14 protein-coding genes and 1 pseudogene are annotated in these 16,009 nt (G+C 64.4%); 11 read left to right on the forward strand and 4 right to left on the reverse strand.

Annotated elements, in window-relative coordinates:
* Window positions 1-40: 40 nt before the first annotated feature.
* Window positions 41-514 (forward strand): DUF6584 family protein, encoded by a 474-nt coding sequence (locus tag V3G39_11455; protein XAS75280.1) that lies wholly within the window; start codon window positions 41-43, stop codon window positions 512-514.
* A 45-nt stretch (window positions 515-559) separates the two neighbouring features.
* Here V3G39_11455 and V3G39_11460 read toward each other — a convergent pair whose 3' ends face one another.
* The gene (locus V3G39_11460) at window positions 560-1,357 is read right to left on the reverse strand and encodes a DeoR/GlpR family DNA-binding transcription regulator (protein XAS75281.1); all 798 of its coding nucleotides are present in this window, start codon (window positions 1,355-1,357) and stop codon (window positions 560-562) included.
* A gap of 274 nt (window positions 1,358-1,631) precedes the next feature.
* On the opposite strand from V3G39_11460, the gene V3G39_11465 reads away from it, so the two are divergent.
* From V3G39_11465 to galK, 6 genes are all read left to right on the forward strand, one after another.
* Window positions 1,632-2,771, forward strand: coding sequence for an ABC transporter substrate-binding protein (locus V3G39_11465; GenBank protein XAS75282.1), 1,140 nt, complete (start codon window positions 1,632-1,634; stop codon window positions 2,769-2,771).
* Window positions 2,772-2,841: 70 nt separating this feature from the next.
* Window positions 2,842-4,431, forward strand: coding sequence for a sugar ABC transporter ATP-binding protein (locus V3G39_11470; GenBank protein ID XAS75283.1), 1,590 nt, complete (start codon window positions 2,842-2,844; stop codon window positions 4,429-4,431).
* Window positions 4,428-5,402, forward strand: coding sequence for an ABC transporter permease (locus V3G39_11475; protein XAS75284.1), 975 nt, complete (start codon window positions 4,428-4,430; stop codon window positions 5,400-5,402). Before V3G39_11470 ends, V3G39_11475 begins: the two co-directional genes overlap by 4 nt.
* Window positions 5,399-6,403, forward strand: coding sequence for an ABC transporter permease (locus V3G39_11480; GenBank protein ID XAS75285.1), 1,005 nt, complete (start codon window positions 5,399-5,401; stop codon window positions 6,401-6,403). The genes V3G39_11475 and V3G39_11480 overlap by 4 nt, the downstream gene beginning before the upstream one ends.
* A complete protein-coding gene (galT, locus tag V3G39_11485; GenBank protein ID XAS75286.1) occupies window positions 6,400-7,509 on the forward strand; it encodes a galactose-1-phosphate uridylyltransferase in 1,110 nt (369 codons plus the stop codon). Before V3G39_11480 ends, galT begins: the two co-directional genes overlap by 4 nt.
* Window positions 7,506-8,648, forward strand: coding sequence for a galactokinase (galK, locus tag V3G39_11490; protein ID XAS75287.1), 1,143 nt, complete (start codon window positions 7,506-7,508; stop codon window positions 8,646-8,648). Before galT ends, galK begins: the two co-directional genes overlap by 4 nt.
* Before the next feature lie 18 nt (window positions 8,649-8,666).
* On the opposite strand, the gene V3G39_11495 is transcribed toward galK, so the two are convergent.
* On the reverse strand, window positions 8,667-9,488 hold the full coding sequence (locus tag V3G39_11495) for a trypsin-like serine protease (protein ID XAS75288.1): 822 nt from the start codon (window positions 9,486-9,488) through the stop codon (window positions 8,667-8,669).
* 372 nt (window positions 9,489-9,860) lie between these two features.
* Here V3G39_11495 and V3G39_11500 point away from each other — a divergent pair.
* Window positions 9,861-10,054, forward strand: a pseudogene (locus tag V3G39_11500) (IS3 family transposase).
* A 298-nt stretch (window positions 10,055-10,352) separates the two neighbouring features.
* Here V3G39_11500 and V3G39_11505 read toward each other — a convergent pair.
* On the reverse strand, window positions 10,353-11,774 hold the full coding sequence (locus tag V3G39_11505) for a hypothetical protein (GenBank protein XAS75289.1): 1,422 nt from the start codon (window positions 11,772-11,774) through the stop codon (window positions 10,353-10,355).
* 388 nt (window positions 11,775-12,162) lie between these two features.
* Here V3G39_11505 and V3G39_11510 point away from each other — a divergent pair, with 388 nt between their 5' ends.
* Both V3G39_11510 and V3G39_11515 read left to right on the forward strand, forming a co-directional pair.
* Entirely contained in the window at window positions 12,163-12,306 is a 144-nt protein-coding gene (locus V3G39_11510; GenBank protein ID XAS75290.1) for a hypothetical protein, read from the forward strand.
* A gap of 298 nt (window positions 12,307-12,604) precedes the next feature.
* Window positions 12,605-13,144: a hypothetical protein gene (locus V3G39_11515; protein XAS75291.1), complete on the forward strand. Its 540-nt coding sequence runs from the start codon at window positions 12,605-12,607 to the stop codon at window positions 13,142-13,144.
* Between the two features lie 545 nt (window positions 13,145-13,689).
* On the opposite strand, the gene V3G39_11520 is transcribed toward V3G39_11515, so the two are convergent.
* Window positions 13,690-14,256: an isochorismatase family protein gene (locus V3G39_11520; GenBank protein XAS75292.1), complete on the reverse strand. Its 567-nt coding sequence runs from the start codon at window positions 14,254-14,256 to the stop codon at window positions 13,690-13,692.
* Window positions 14,257-14,391: 135 nt separating this feature from the next.
* On the opposite strand from V3G39_11520, the gene V3G39_11525 reads away from it, so the two are divergent.
* Complete coding sequence (locus V3G39_11525) at window positions 14,392-15,924, forward strand: FAD-binding oxidoreductase (protein XAS75293.1); 1,533 nt, start codon at window positions 14,392-14,394, stop codon at window positions 15,922-15,924.
* The last annotated feature ends 85 nt before the right edge of the window (window positions 15,925-16,009 follow it).

The raw sequence follows: 16,009 nt of genomic DNA on the forward strand, positions 1-16,009 counted from the left end.
TGCCATTACAGAGGTCGAGCAGGGTGGGAGGAGGTCACCGGTGAGCACCGGAGTCGAGCGGGCGCGCGCGGACCTTGCGGCCGGCCGGGCCTGGAAGGCCAGAGACCGCCTGCAGGGCGTGGTCGCCGACTGCGTCGACGCAGACGTGCTGGACCTGCTGGCGACGGTGTATTCGCAAATGGGCGATCTGCCCGCGGCCGGCGCTCTGTGGTTTGCCACCGGTCGCGAGGACGAGGCCACCCACACCTGCCTGATCGCCTGGCGCGAAAGGTACGGAGGCGAACTGGCGCAGTGGCGCAGCATCCCCCGGCCGGTCCGAAAGGGGGTGCGAACCGATGCGATGCTCACCCTTGAGCGTGCGGCGCGGCGCGCTCAGGACACGCCGCGTGGTCGAGGATCGGCAGACACCGGCGACGGGGCATGGTGGGACCCTGTCGCCCTGGCGGTGATTGTGGCGGTATGTGCGTTGATCGGAATCGGCGCGTGGACCGTCTTGCAGTGGATCTGGGCATGAGCGTGTGTCCGAACCGTGCCGCAACGAGCTGGTTCGGGTGAAACCCTAAAGGTCGGGCTGAAGGTGAGTGCTCGAAGACCCTGCCTCGGCGACATGCACCTCGGTGCCACGTTCTCGAAATGCCCGCACAATCGCCCGGTCGGCCTGCCAGTCGGTCACCAGGTGCGCGATGTGATCACTGGGAACGGTCTGACACATGGTGTCTGTGCCGAGTTTGGTGTGGTCGGCGAGCACGACCGTCTCCGTTGCAGCTCCGACTATGGCCCGATCGGAGCTGGCCACCAGCATGTTCGGAGTGGACAGTCCGTGATCGATACTCAGACCGTTGCCCGACAGGAACGCGCGATTCAGCCGCAGTCCGGCCAGGCTACGTTCGGTTCCTGAGCCCACGAGGGCGAAGGTCGAACCGCGCAGAGTGCCTCCCGTGACGATCACTTCAACTGAGCTACCGGCGAGTTTTTCTGTCACCAGAAGTGAGTTGGTGACCACCGTCAGGTCGCGGAACCCGGTCAACTGCTGCGCCAGCGCCTGCGTGGTGCTGCCCGCGCCCAGCAGTATCGCGTCCCCTTCTTGCACGAGGCGGGCAGCTGCTGCCGCGATGGCCAGCTTCTCCTGCGCAGCGACAGACGATTTCTGCAGATAGCTCGCTTCATGCGTGAGGTCACTGGGCAGAACGGCACCACCATGACGGCGCCGCAGCAGGTTTTCCTCCTCCAACGATCGCAGATCGCGCCGGATCGTGACCTCGGAGGATCCCGTGAGGTTGACCAACGACCGCAGCGACACCACCCCCCTGGCTCTGACCGCCTCCAGGATGGCTTCGCGCCGCTCAGCTGCGATCATTTTCGTTACCTCTGGTAGCTACGCGTTGATGTTCCCGAAACAATATCAACCGATCAGCTTCTGATCGCAAGTGATCAGATCATCCCTGACGATCCAGGCCCTTGTTGGGTCTATGCGGGAATCGCACCTGGCGTGGTCCCGCCAGGGACTGCGCCGCTGTCCATCAACGATCATTACCGAACTGTTATCTGACCGGTATTGACCGATCTCGCTCGATTGTGTTGAATGGCGCTACGCCGCGTTGTGACGGCGCTCACTTGAAAGAGGTATCAGCATGATGCGACGAGCCCCCTTGAGCCTGCGGTCAGCAGGAGTAGCCGCTGTAGCGGCCGCGATGATCGTCGGGACGGCGGGATGTACCAAGAGCAGCAGCTCGGGCGCCTCCTCCTCCGGTGGCGGCAGTACAACGAGTAGTAGCGCAAGCAGCGGTGCGACGTCGTCGTCGTCCTCTTCCGACGGTGCGGCTCAGCAGACCGACTCGGCGTCGGGCGCGTCGTGCACCTACACGAAGTACGGCGTACCGAAGCTGGACCTGAAGAACACGACGGTGGGATTCTCCCAGTCTGAATCGACAAGTAACCCGTTCCGCGCAGCGGAGACCAAGTCGATCACCGATGAGGCGAAGAAGATGGGCGTCAAGCTCATCCAGCGCAACGCCAACGCCAACGTGTCGCAGCAGAACACCGACATCCAGGACATGATCTCCCAGGGTGCCAAGGTGCTGATCGTGGCGCCGGAGAACTCCGCCGGACTGACACCCGCCCTGAACGCGGCCAAAGCCAAGAAGATCCCCGTTCTGACCATCGACCGCACCGTCAATGGCACGGCGTGCAGCGACTTCATCGGCTTCATCGGTTCCAACTTCACCGGACAGGCCAAGATTGCCGCCAACGACCTCGGCGGCGCACTCGGCGGTAAGGGCAACATCGCGGTGCTGCAGGGGACCTCCGGCAACAACGTTGCCACCGAGCGCACCGACGGCTTCACCAGCGAACTGAAGGCGAAGTTCCCGGGCATGAAGATCGTCGCTTCGCAGACCGCGAACTTCGACCAGGCGACCGGTCAGAAGGTCATGGAGCAGATGCTGCAGAGCAACCCGAACATCACGGGCGTATATGCCGAGAACGACACGATGGCCCTCGGTGCCATCCAGGCGATCCGGGCGGCCGGCAAGGTGCCCGGCAAGGACATCAAGATCGTCAGCATCGACGGCACTCAGCAGGCCGTCAAGGACGTCGCCTCCGGTGTCATGGTGGCCGACGTCGAGACGAACCCGCGGTTCGGTCCGCTCGCCTTCTCTACCCTGACGAACTTCTACACCTCTGCAGGCACCCCGGTGAAGGTCATCATCAAGGACGGGCACTTCACCAAGGACAACGCCAAGCAGGCACTGACCGACGGCAGCGTTTACTGACCGATAGTTCCTTCGTTCACTGTGATGGGGTCCGGCACTGCCGGGCCCCATCGCGACCGGAAAGGCTTTGATGTCCGTCGCATCCGACGTCGTGCTCCGCTTGGACGGGGTCAGTAAATCGTTTCCCGGCGTTCGCGCGCTGCGCGACGTGTCACTCGAGCTCCATGCGGGCGAGGTACACGCCCTGGTGGGAGAGAACGGGGCGGGAAAGTCCACCCTGATCAAGATCTCCACCGGTGTCTACACCGTCGATGAGGGACAGGTGAGCCTGCTCGGAGAGCCGGTGAGCTTCAACAATCCCCTCGAGGCTCAGGCCGCCGGTGTCTCAACCATCTACCAAGAGGTCAACCTCATCCCGTTGATGAGCGTCGCGCGAAATCTCTACCTGGGCCGCGAACCGCGACGTTTCGGCCTGATCGACACCGCCAAGATGAACCGCGACGCCCGCGTCCGGCTGCACGAATTCGGCATCGATGTCGACCCGACACGGCCGCTCCGGTCGCTGGCCCTCGGCACTCAGCAGATGGTCTCGATCGCCCGTGCCGTGGAGATCGATGCTCGCGTGGTGATCATGGACGAACCCACGTCCTCGCTGGAGAAGCGGGAGGTCGAAACCCTCTTCGGGGTGATCGAGCGGCTCGCCGCATCCGGCATCGCGATCCTCTACGTGAGCCACCGGATGGAGGAGCTCTATCGCATCTGCAAACGGGTCACTGTGATGCGCGACGGCGCAGTGGTCGGTTCCTCCACGATGGCCGACATCAGCCGTCTCCAACTCATCTCGATGATGCTGGGCCGCGACGCCAGCGAGCTGAAGCACGGCACCACCGCCTTCACCGAGAACACCGCGATTGCTGACGACGTCGTGCTGAGCGCTCAGGGCCTGACCGCACGCCATGCCCTCGACGACGTCTCGGTGCAGATCCGGCGCGGGGAGGTCGTCGGCCTCGGTGGACTGCTCGGGGCAGGACGCAGCGAGACCGCACGGGCGATCGTCGGCGCCCTGCCCACAGAAGGCGGGGAGGTGATGGTCAACGGTGTCCCGTTGACCAGACGCTCACCGGCAGCAGCCATCAACGCCGGCATCGCGATGTTGTCCGAAGACCGCAAACTCGATGGCATCATCCCGGGCCTGTCAGTGCGGGAGAACATCGTGCTGGCCGCGCTGCCGCGGCTGTCCCGATTCGGGCTGGTCAATCGGGCCAAGCAGGACGAAGTGGTGAAGTTCTTCATCGACCGTCTGAAGATCAAGGTGTCCAGCCCCGAACAGAAGGTGTCCAACCTGTCCGGTGGCAATCAGCAGAAGGTCCTGCTCGCCCGATGGCTGTGCCTGCAACCCAAGGCCCTGCTGTTGGACGAACCAACTCGCGGGATCGACGTGGGTGCGAAGGCCGAGGTTCAGCGCCTGATCGACGAACTTGCTCAGGACGGGCTGGCCGTGCTGCTCATATCCTCCGATCTGGAGGAACTGATCGAGGGCTCGCATCGGATCATCGTGCTCAAGGAGGGTCGGATCATCGACACACTGACCGGTGAGGGCGTCACGGACGCCAATCTGATGCGCACCCTGGCCGCTGAAACCCCCGACGTTCCCGCTGACGCCTCGTCGGTCGGTACCTCCGCACTTCAAAAGTCCGCAGACCCGAAGGACCACTCATGACGACCGCGGTCGCCACCAAGCCCAGTACCGATGCGATCGGTCGGCGTCGGTGGGCCACATTGACAGCAAAATACGGCGTTTACGGCGGCATCGTTGTGCTGATCGTCGTCAATGTCTTCGTATCGACGGACTTCATCAGTCTGTCCAACCTGCGCGTGCAGCTCTACCAGGCAGTCCCGGTACTGATCGTGGCACTGGGGATGGCGCTGGTCATCGGCACCGAAGGTATCGACCTGTCGGTCGGCGCGATCATCGCTCTCTCTTCGGCGATTCTTCCGCTCTATCTCGGCTACGGCGTCTGGGTTTCCATTGCTCTGGCGATCGTGGCAGGAGGTGTCGCCGGACTGATCTCCGGCAGCCTGGTTGCGTTTGCCAGAGTGCAGCCGATCGTGGCGACGTTGGCGATGATGATCGGGTTACGCGGCCTGGCCGTGATCATGAACGGCGCTACGGCCAAGCCCATCGACGACATGACCCTGCTCAACCTGGGTCTGACGGGCTGGTTGAGCCTGCCGACGATGGCCTACGTCGCTGTGGTGCTGGTCGCGATTGTGGCTTTCGTCATGCGCCGCACGACGCTCGGCCGCAACCTGGTGGCCGTCGGTGACAATCCCTCTGCCAGCTTCCTGTCCGGTCTACCGGTGCGCCGGATCCTGCTCGCGGTGTACATCGCGTCGGGCATGCTCGCCGCCATCGCGGGCATCCTCATTGCCGGTCACGGTGCCTACGCCGACCCGGCCAACTACGGGTTGAACTACGAACTGCTGGCGATCACCGCCGTCGTCGTGGGTGGAACTCCACTCAGCGGCGGACAGGTACGGGTCATCGGTACGGTCGCCGGCACCATCTTCATGCAGCTGGTGACCGCGACGCTCGTGCAGAACAACGTCAAGAACTCCTACGCGCAGATGATCGAAGCCGTCATCATCTGCATCGCCGTCTTCGTCGCCCGGGAAAGCGCCAACCGATGAGCCAGCAGATGACCTCGCCCGCCGACGCGGCGGAGGTGTCCGGTGTGAAAGAGACCCGCAGCGAGCGCACGTTCTCACTGCTGCAACGTCAAGGTGGCGTCGCCGTTCTGGCGCTCGTGGTCGTTCTCGCCAGCATCTTCTCCTCCGGATTCGCCTCCAGCGGAAACTTCTCCACGATCCTGGTCGGCACGTCCTACATCTCCCTGCTGGCGCTGGCGCAGACCTTCGTCATCATCACCGGCGGGATCGACCTGTCCGTCGGATCGATGTTCGCGCTCGGTGGCGTCCTTGCAGCGTGGGGGATGAACCACGGTGGCAGCGGGATGGCCCTACTCCTGCCGATCGTCGTCGGCATCATCATCGGCGCGATCCAGGGTTCGTTGATCGCCTACGCGCGGCTCGCGCCGTTCATCGTGACCCTGGCCGGTCTGCTCTTCGCCCGCGGACTGCTGCAGGCGATCAGCAGCGAAGGATCCAAGACCTACCTCATCCCCGGCGGTTCCTTCTTCGCATTCATCGGAGATGGCACCTGGCGGCCGATCCTCACCGCCGTGGTGTTGTTCGCACTCGGTTCGGTGCTCCTGACCCGGACCAGATTCGGTCAGGCGCTGTTCGCCCTCGGCGGTAGTGAGAACGCCGCACTGCTGATGGGTATCCGGGTCAAGCGTGCCAAGGTCCTGCTCTACGTGTTGTCCGGCACGGTGGCGTCCGTCGCCGGAATGCTCAACGCATCACGGCTGCAGTCCGGCGTCAGTAACATCGGGGTCGGTTACGAACTGACCGCCATCGCAGCGGTCGTCATCGGCGGAACCATCCTCACAGGTGGATCCGGTTCGGTCTACGGCACGGCAGCAGGGGTGCTGCTGCTTGCGGTCATCCAGAACCTGATCGGTGTGCATCTGTCGAAGTACGGATCATCCGCATCGGACCTGGTCAACGGCGCATTCCTCGCGCTCGTCGTCGTACTGCAGTCATTCCTGGCCCGCCGGCGACAGATATGAAGGCGCAGAAGACTGTGGCGCCGCGGATCGATGCCAAGCTGGCCGATGGCCGCGACATCTTCTACTACGACGACCGCCCTGAGCTCGATCATCAACTGCTGGACACGCGGGAGCTGCCCGACGTGACGTTGCGGTCGCAGGCGAGGTGGGACCCGCTGATGCGTGAATGGGTCGCGATCGCCTCCCATCGTCAGGGACGCACGCACCGTCCGGCCGACGATGCGTGCCCGCTGTGCCCGAGTACGCCGGATCGACTCACCGAAGTGCCGTCGGCTGACTACGACGTGGTGGTATTCGAGAACAGATTTCCGTCGTTCGCGGCGGGTGTGAGCGCCGTACCGGATCTCGTTGACGGGGAGCCGTTGCTGACCAGGATGCGGGGGACCGGCCGCTGCGAGGTGGTGTGTTTCAGTCCTGAACATGCGGCCAGCCTGGGCGATGTCTCACCCGAGCGGATGCGGACCGTGGTGGACGCATGGTCGGACCGCACCACTGCCTTGAATGCAATGCCGCAGGTAGCGCAGGTCTTCCCGTTCGAGAATCGCGGATCCGAGATCGGCGTGACTCTGAGCCATCCGCACGGGCAGATCTACGGTTACCCCTTTGTCACTCCGTGGACCGCCCGGATGCTTGCCTCTGCCGCGGATCATCACGCGCAGCACGGGAGCAACCTCTTCGAGGATCTGCTGCGCGCTGAGCAGCGGTCCGGCGTCAGGGTGGTCACCAGGACCGAGCACTGGACGGCATTCGTGCCTTCCACGGCCAGGTGGCCGATGGAGGTGCACGTCTACCCCAACACGCGGGTGCGTGAACTGCCCGAGCTCGACGACGCGCAACGCGACGACTTCGCAAGGATCTATCTCGATCTGTTACACCGCCTCGATGGGCTCTACGACATGCCGCTGCCGTATGTCTCCGGCTGGCATCAGGCGCCGGCGCGGACGCACCGGGAGCACGCGTACCTGCACCTGCGGTTGCTGTCGAACCGCCGTAGTGCGACCAAGTTGAAGTTCGCGGCCGGTTCCGAGAGCGGAATGGGAGTTTTCATCAACGACATCGCACCCGAGGTTCAGGCAGCCGCACTGCGGGACGTGGTGCCCGCTTGAGGTCGCGGTTCGAGGACATCTACGGCCGGCCGCCGCAGCGGACCTGGTTCGCTCCGGGTCGGGTGAACATCATCGGCGAACACACCGACTACAACGACGGTTTCGCACTCCCGATCGCCCTACCGCTCGGGGTACGGGCCGACGTCGCGGCGGTGGCAGATGGCGCTGCCAGGGTTTCATCGGTGCAACACCCGGGTGAGGTGGTCTCGGCCCGCATCGAGGATCTGTCACCGGGCTGCGTGGACGGCTGGGCGGGGTACGCCATGGGGGTGCTGTGGGCACTGCGCGAAGAAGGTCACCAACTGCCCGGTGTCGACGTTCTCATCGACGGCGACGTGCCGGTCGGAGCGGGTCTGTCCTCCTCGGCTGCGCTGGAGTGTGCTGTGGCCACGGCCGTCGATGACTTGTTCGGCCTCGGCTGCGGCTCCGACTCGTTGATCCGGATCGCGCGCCGTGCCGAGAACGATTTCGTCGGTGTGCCGACGGGAGCTCTGGATCAGACCGCGTCGATGCAGTGCCGGCGCGACCAGGCGCTTTTCGTGGACTTCCGATCGATGCAGACCCGGGCCGTGCCGCTGCAACTGGACCAGGCCGGTCTCGTGCTGCTGGTGATCGATACCCAGGCACCGCACCAGCTGGTCGACGGCGAATACGCCGCGCGTCGAGCTGACTGTGCCCGCGCCGCTCTTGCTCTCGGTGTGGCTTCCTTACGCGAGGTGGCCTCGGCCGACCTGCCCGCAGCATTGACCACCCTGGCCGAACCGGTCCTACGACGACGCGTCAACCACGTGGTCACTGAAAATGCCCGGGTGACTCAGGCGGTGGAGTCGCTCGACTCCGGGAAGGATCCACGGGAGCTCGGATCGTTGCTGACCGCATCGCATGTATCGCTGCGCGACGACTTCGCCGTGTCATGCCCCGAACTCGACCTTGCGGTCGACACCGCTCTGGCTGCGGGTGCCCATGGGGCGCGGATGACCGGTGGTGGCTTCGGCGGCAGCGCCATCGCGCTGGTCGACCAACTGAACGTGGGCGCGGTCACTGCTGCCGTCTCCCGAGCATTCCATCAGCGGGGCTTCACCCCGCCGGTGGTGTTCACGGTCCACCCATCGCCCGGCGCCCATCGGCTGCCGGGCTGAGGTAGTTCTTCGGTCAGGTCAGGAACTGCCGTCGCACCCGGACGGGGTACCAGCGGCAGGTGTCGTGTCGCCGAAGGAGTCCGCACTTTCGGCGCGCGCCAGCAGGTGGGCCACCGCAGTCCCGAAGACGGGACTGTAGGAGGTGCGGCTGGTGCAACCACCCTGGTTCAGCCCACCGATGACGCCGGTGACCAGGGTCGTGCCATCTGCGCTGGTGACGAGCCACGGGCTGCCACTCGATCCACCGACGTACCCTGCACATCCGAAGGTCGGGTTGTTGTCACGGGTGAAATCGAGTCCGGTGGTGCAGGAGATCGCTCGATCGCCGGTGCCGGTGTTGAAACCCTGCACGGTCACTGTCGTAGCCGACGCAGGGGTGTCGCCCAGATTGTTCGCGCCGGTGACGTCCTGAAGTTCACGCGTCGCGCCATTCACCACGCGCGGCGCGACCTGCAGGATTGCGACGTCATCGGGGTCTGACTGCGATGCCTTCCACGCCGCATCCATGAACACGTCGGTCACTGACCACACTCCGTAGGGAGTGGAGCCTGCGTCGTAGCCGGGCGCAACCGTGATCCCTGTCCCCTTTCCGGTCCCGGACACGCAGTGGGCGGCGGTGATGAGCAGGTTACGGGTGGTGCTGGACACCACGCTGGCAGTGCAGGTGTGACCCGAGGTCTCGCTGGAGGCTCCGAAAAGCGCCGCGACGGTGGGGTTAGCGCTGACACTCACCGCCTGCAGTGAGTGCGCCTGCGGCGATATCGGCAAGGATGCGGGCAGCGGAAACATCGGCGCAATTGCGGTGAGCGCTACAGCGACGGCCTGCGAAAGGAACGGCATCTTAATGTCCGCCGCCGCGGCCGGCACCGGTCGGCGGGTGCGAGCCCCGTTTGCGGCTTGTCGCTGGGGGTCCCTTGAGCAAAACCGGCTGCTCGGGGGATCGGGGGAGTGTGCGACAGCCGTTCATGCTCGTCGTTCTCCTCCAACGTCCCTATGTGACAACACCATGAGGCGGGTTCGGTCATTGAAGGACGTGTGCAGACTCAATGTGCCCGCTGTGGAGTCGTCTTCGCCCGGCCGAAACACGCCTCACGGCGCCGCCGATGGACGTTCAGGCGGGGGAGTGCCAGGAAGGTGAGCCTGGATCGCACGGGGTTGTTGGGGCTCTCGACCTTGGAAAAGAGGATGGCGCCATGCCCATAAACAGCGCACCCAGGGGAGCCCACGACACGTCGGGATGCGGCCAGGGAGAAAGCGGCAACGGTGGCCGATGGTGCGTGCGTCGCCGGCAGAATTGAGCACTTGTATCGGACCGAGCATCGGTCGCCCGCCAGCTGGGGTGCGGGACGGAGTCGGCGCGGCCCTGGGTTCGCGCGGGCGATATCGATGACGGCCACGTCCCAGGGTTCTTCCACTGGCTGACCCGGCCGCGGTCGGCCTGTCGGGACGCGCTCTCGGCGCGGGTGGGGAGGTTCTTCACCGCCTCGGATTCCACGCACGGGTACCGGTGGATCGATGCCGACCTGACGAGGAGGGCACGCGGTAGGCACCCGAGCCGGTGCGGCAGATGATGCGCACCCAGAGCATGGTCTCGCCAGTCCCGGCCGTTTCAAGGGCTCAGCCACACGTGGCCCTGCCGGACCACCAAACCTACCGACCGCGGCCCAGACAACTTACGGACCGCGGCTCAGACTGCGGAGGTGGTCAGTTCGCGCGGATGATCTTGTGCGTCATTCGGACGGTCGGGCGCTGGTCGAGCATGTGCCGGAGTGCCTTCTGTGGGGTCATCCGCTTGGCAGCGCTGTCCATGGCCGAGAAATTGAAGTTGAACTGGCCGTAGGTCCAGGCCTCGATATCGATGCTGCCGCTGGCGTTGTAGAAACCGACCTGCGGTGCAGTGCTGTTGATGCCCCCATCGAGTTGTGCGGTCAGGGCGCCGGAGCGGGTTGCCCCGGCAAGAGTGGTGATGATCTGCGTGTCTTTGATCGCGAGCAGATTTGTGGTCTGTGCCACGGACGTGTTCGCCGTGGGTGCAACAGCAGCGGTGGTCATGTTGACTGCGATGGTGTTCTGCCCATAGGCGGAGCTCGGCAGGTTTGCAGTGCGTGCCAGGTCGCCACCGAGGCGGCCCTTGGTGATGTTCTTGCCCGTGATGCTGTTGACAGCGAGCTGGGGGGTGCTGGGGGAGTACGCCGCGCCGAAGGCATCCGTGCCCTGGGTGTAGTAGCCACCGACAGACAGGGCGACATCAGTTGATCCGCCGTACGCGGTGACCGCGAATTTGTAGGTACCCAACTCCATGCCGTCCTGGGTTTGGGCGCTGACGAGGGTCAACGGCACGATGACGGAGCTGCTGACGGACTCCTTGTTCGAGAACTGCAGCGATGGGATCCACGGCTTGGCGCCGCTACCGCTCCAGGCGATCAGACCGCCTTTGCCGCTGGGATTGATGGCTGTGAGGTTGAGGTCCATAGCCATCACTTTGGGAGCCACGAATGAGGGGTCATTCGAGCCGAAGCCGATCTGGAAGTCCTCTTCCAGGCTGTCGCCTGGCTTCAACCGGTCCCTGGTAATTCGGGTGTCATCCTGCAGCGTCAGGTCGCTGGGCAGGTAGAGCGACCCCGCCGCCGCGGTGCTGGATGCCGATGCGAACCAGCCGACCACATCGATGCGCAGGTGTGCCTGGTAGGCACCCGCTCCGCGCACACTGATCTGTCCTGTTGAGCTGAGGGGTACGGTGACCCGGCCTTCCTGAGCGGAGCGCCCGCCGTAGGCGAAGCTCACGGCTGCCGGAATCTTCGCGCCCGCCGGGTAGGCCACGAAAGCACCGTTGCCGTGTTGGTCGAACGCCGTCAGCTGCACTACGACCGACGAGACGCCCTTGGCGGGGATGCCGCTCTTGCCGGCGACCGTGTAGGTAACGGTGTTGTTGCGCGACACGTAGGTCTTGTGGCCACCGAGGCCGGAAAAGGAGTCGGCGATCCGAGCGGGGGAGATCGGCCGGTAGGTGCCTGTGGCTGTGACAGCCGGCGGCGTGGCGGCATGCGCGGCGGACGGTGCGATCGCACCGAATGCAGCTGTGGTGCACGCGACGGCGACCACTGAGGCAGCAATTCTGACGGACATGGTGATTCCCTCGAGAGTGGCCTTCCCCGTGAAGGCTGTCCGAAAGATAGCGCCCGCAGAGAGCAAGTATTGCGGAACGCAGAAGTATTTCCCTCATGCTTTCGAATCGTTACAAACGGGGTCAAAATAGAGGCGGTGGGGGCGCCCAGGCATTACCCGCTGAGGACTGCGTCGTGACGTACCGCCACGTTCGTGGGACAGGCTGAGGGTAGAGCTGAGAGCGGTGAGCAGAGCCGCGAAAGGTAAAAAACGGGATGCGTGCGGCGCAACCCGATCGTCGAATACAGGATTGATGGCCGCTCCTACGCTCAAGAATTTGGTAGTGACCCCGGGCAGTCACCCACCGCGCCCAGCTCTATGACGACCGGAAACCAGTAATTCTTGGGTGGTGTTGACGCAGATGGTGGCGGGGTTGCTGTGGGTCGTCGGGTTCTCGGACAACAGGCGTTACCTGTACGCCGACAACGCGATCACCCGCGAGACGATCCGAAACCGGGTGAGCCGCGAAACTTTGGGGCGCATCGAGCCGTGAGCGCAGGCGCTGCTGGAGACTGCTCCCGAACCAGAAGGCTGAACCACTGCCTACGTTCGCTCGGCGCAGTTTCGAAAAGGTCCAATCCGAGCCGGGTTCTGGGTGTCGTAGCAACTGCACGTTCTACGCCACCGAGACAGTGTTGGCTGAGGGAAGCTGGGCCCGGCTGCGGTTGTCACGTAGCGAGATTCGTCATTGGGCCCCAACACCGCGCACGTACGGCTGATGGCGATCGACGGTTTCTTTCGAGCCGACGCAGCGAGGCAGACTCTGCAGTGGATGGTGCACACTGCGGCAGATGAGCGTGCATAGATCGTTACTGCATCCAATTTACGCGTTCACCCATCCTGCCCGTGATCTCGCGCCCGGTCGTGCTGAGAACAGGATGTCTGCCTACATCTACGGCGATGTCCTGGTGTTGGCCGCAACTGCCGGCGTTTCGGCCCCGGAGATCCGCACCGGTCAGGCGCTACTCATTCTGCTCGGCACCGTCATATCGACCTACCTGGCCCATGTACTCGCCGATATTGTCGGTGCCGTGTTCGCGGGCCACACTTCGGTGGCACTCTTACGCGCTGAATTACGTGATGCCATTCCCGTCGCCAGCGCGAGCCTGCCGTCTTTCGCCCTACTGACCGCAGCCGCGATCACCTGGCTCCCTGCACTATGGGCCCAGACCGCCGCGTGCTGCGTGCTCTTGGCCCGCCTGGCTGGCATCGGCCTGGTGTACCGCCGACTGCACCCTCATGTCAGAACCCGCACCGCAATGCGATTCGGCGCGGCAGTGGCACTGGTCGCTGCCCTGGCCGTCGCACTCAAGCTGGCCCTGACCCACTAACCAAAAAAATTGACAGGGCAGATCACAGAAAACGAACGCCAGCTTCCCCCGGTATCAGCCCGGGACTTCGAAACGTGTCCCCAGGAACCGCGCCGGCAGGGCAGCGTTGGGCTCCACGGAGCTGGCAGTCTCAGAGCACGACGCCAGTTAGATGTGCGACGCGATGTGCGAACCCGGGGCCCGACATGCGATCCCAGAGGTGCGTCTTGTTTCCTGCTACCGTCGCCTGAGAAACATGCGATCCCTATGGAAGGGTCCGTCCGGGGGACGGAAAGCAGTGAACAAGTACTTCCTCATCATCTGCCGCGGCCAGTGGCAGCGAAGCGAGTAAGTCGCCCACTCAGGTACTGGCTGATACCTAGTCGGCATTGTTCAACGCTAAGTCGGTACACATCAGTGGCACTGTGACAAGCAAGGGGCAGCAGCAGAAACTTGATCTGCGGCTCCATCGCCGCAGGCTTGAACTCCGGGCCGGGGGAGGTCACGAAACGGCCAACTTGTCATAATGCAGATTATCGGCGAATCGTTGGGGCTAGGGATCCGGTTCAGCTGACTGGTGCGCTGGAGAAATCGACGTCGACAGTCGGGACGACGCCCGCTGATCGGCCGGGAGCTGTCTGAAAACTCCAGTACAGATTGGTGTGGTCGATGACCTTGTCAGGTGTCGGCGCGCCCCACGGCGAGAGATCGTCGGTCGTATGTGCGTCACTCACCAGCAGTGCGTCGTAACCGCGGGTCAGGGCGCCGTGCAGGGTCGAGCGGATGCAGGCATCGGTCTGCGCCCCGGACACCAGCAGCGATCCGACTCCTCGACTGGCCAACACCTGTTCGAGATCGGTGGCTTCGAAGGCGTCACCGTATTTCTTCTGTACCAACGGCTCGCCCTCCAGGCGCTGCAGCTGCGGCACGTACTCCCACGCCTGGCTCCCGGACGGTAGCTCGTCGCTGTTGTGCTGGATCCAGACGACGTCGACTGACGCGGCGCGGGCCTTGTCGATCAACACCGCGACATTGGCGATGACCCGCTCGCGCTCGTAGGCCTGCCCCAGCACGCCGTTCTGCATGTCGATCACCAGTAGCGCTGTCTTGTCCCGCTCTGCCAGGGTACTCATCGTGGCCTCCTACGCCTTCAGCTCGATCCGCCTGACGTTATCGCCAAGCACCGACAAGACCTGCGGAACGCGCATATCCCCCAGCGACGGCAATTCCCACCCAACGCAACACGTGGCTTGGGCGTCTGCAGGAATATGACCAGCATTGATCGTCGTACTGTTCTCGCCACGGTCGCTGCCGGTGCTGCCGCTGGCCTGCTCACCGCGTGCACACCCAAGGCGGCGCCAGCAACCGGGGTGACCCCACCGGAGACTGCCGCAGTGAGAACGACGGCAACGACCAAAAGCACCGCTGCCTCGTCCTCGGTTGCCGCTACCCCGAGCAGCAGCGCGACGGATGCACCCGATCTTGCCGCCTGGAAGAAGTTCGCCGGGACGGTCACAGGGAGTGTCGAGCTGCCGGGAAGTGGGCCGTACGCGCGCGACAAGTTGTTGTTCGATCCGGAGTTCGATCATTACAAACCTGCCGCTGTTCTGCGAGCGACCTCCGTCAGCGACATCTCCCGCACGATGGCTTTTGCTGCCGACCACGGCCTGCAGGTTGCGGCGCGCAGCGGTGGGCACTCCTACGTCGGTGGATCAGCCGCGAACGGCACGATCGTGATTGATATGCGACAACTCGCACGGGTCACCTCAACGCGCTCGACGGCAACCGTCGAAGCCGGTGCCGGTCTGTACGCGGTGCATGCCGCACTCAGTCCGAAGGGGCTGACCGTGCCCACCGGCACCTGCCCCACTGTGGGCAGCTCTGGTTACACACTGGGTGGCGGGATCGGCACGGAGTCTCGCTCCTTCGGCCTGACCTGCGACCAGTTGCAGTCCCTGCAGTTCGTCCTTCCGGACGGGTCAGCTGTAACAGCGTCTACCGGTTCCAACAGTGACCTGTTCTGGGCGGCCCGCGGTGGTAGCAGCACGGTGCCGGGGATCGTCACATCGATGAAGTTCGCGACCCACGCGGCGACCGACCGCGGCACCTTCCGGCTGACTTTCCCTGCTGCCTCCGCGAGTTCGGTGGCGGCCGGTTGGGGTCAGTGGCTGAATTCAGCAGACCGCGCCTGGTGGGCCAACGTCCATCTGGACCTGCAGGGCGGCGTGCTGAGTCCGAGTGTCGTCGGCGTCACTCCGGCAGGGCAGGAAGGCTCGGCAGCAGCGGCGCTGATCCGCGCGATCGGCGTCAGCCCGTCGACCTCCGCCTACACGTCACGCAGCTATCTGGCCACGGTCCGGTACCTAGGGGGTGGCATCACTTCAGCACGAACGTCATTCGTGGGTGGCTCAGACGTCATCACGACAATGGATGCACAGAGTGTGTCGGCCATCCTGCAGGGTGTGAAGGCCGCCGGTGCTCGATCGGTGACCGCAATCCTGGATCCGCTCGACGGAGCCGTCCACGATGTCACGTCCAGTGCGTCGGCATTCCCCTGGCGCGCCCAGCAGGCCTCCGTGCAGTGGTACTCCAACGTTCCCCGCGGCGACTACGCCGCCGCTCGGACCTGGATCACTGCAGCGCACCAGAAGGTCTCCGGCGTGTCGGCAGGTGCCTACGTCAACTACGTGGAGGCAGGTGTCTCCCCCGACCGCTACTTCGGGCCCAACCGCGGCAAACTCGCGTCCATCCGGCAGGCCCACGATCCGGGCCACCGGGTTCACTCCCCCATCACTCCGTGAGTCGGTGAGCTGTCCCGCCCGACGCCGTTGCGACGTCATCGTGTCGGCCCCACCGGGGCGATAGGTTCCTGGCCATGCGAGATCT

This window comes from Dermatophilaceae bacterium Sec6.4 (assembly GCA_039636865.1).
Classification (GTDB): Bacteria; Actinomycetota; Actinomycetes; order Actinomycetales; family Dermatophilaceae; genus Allobranchiibius.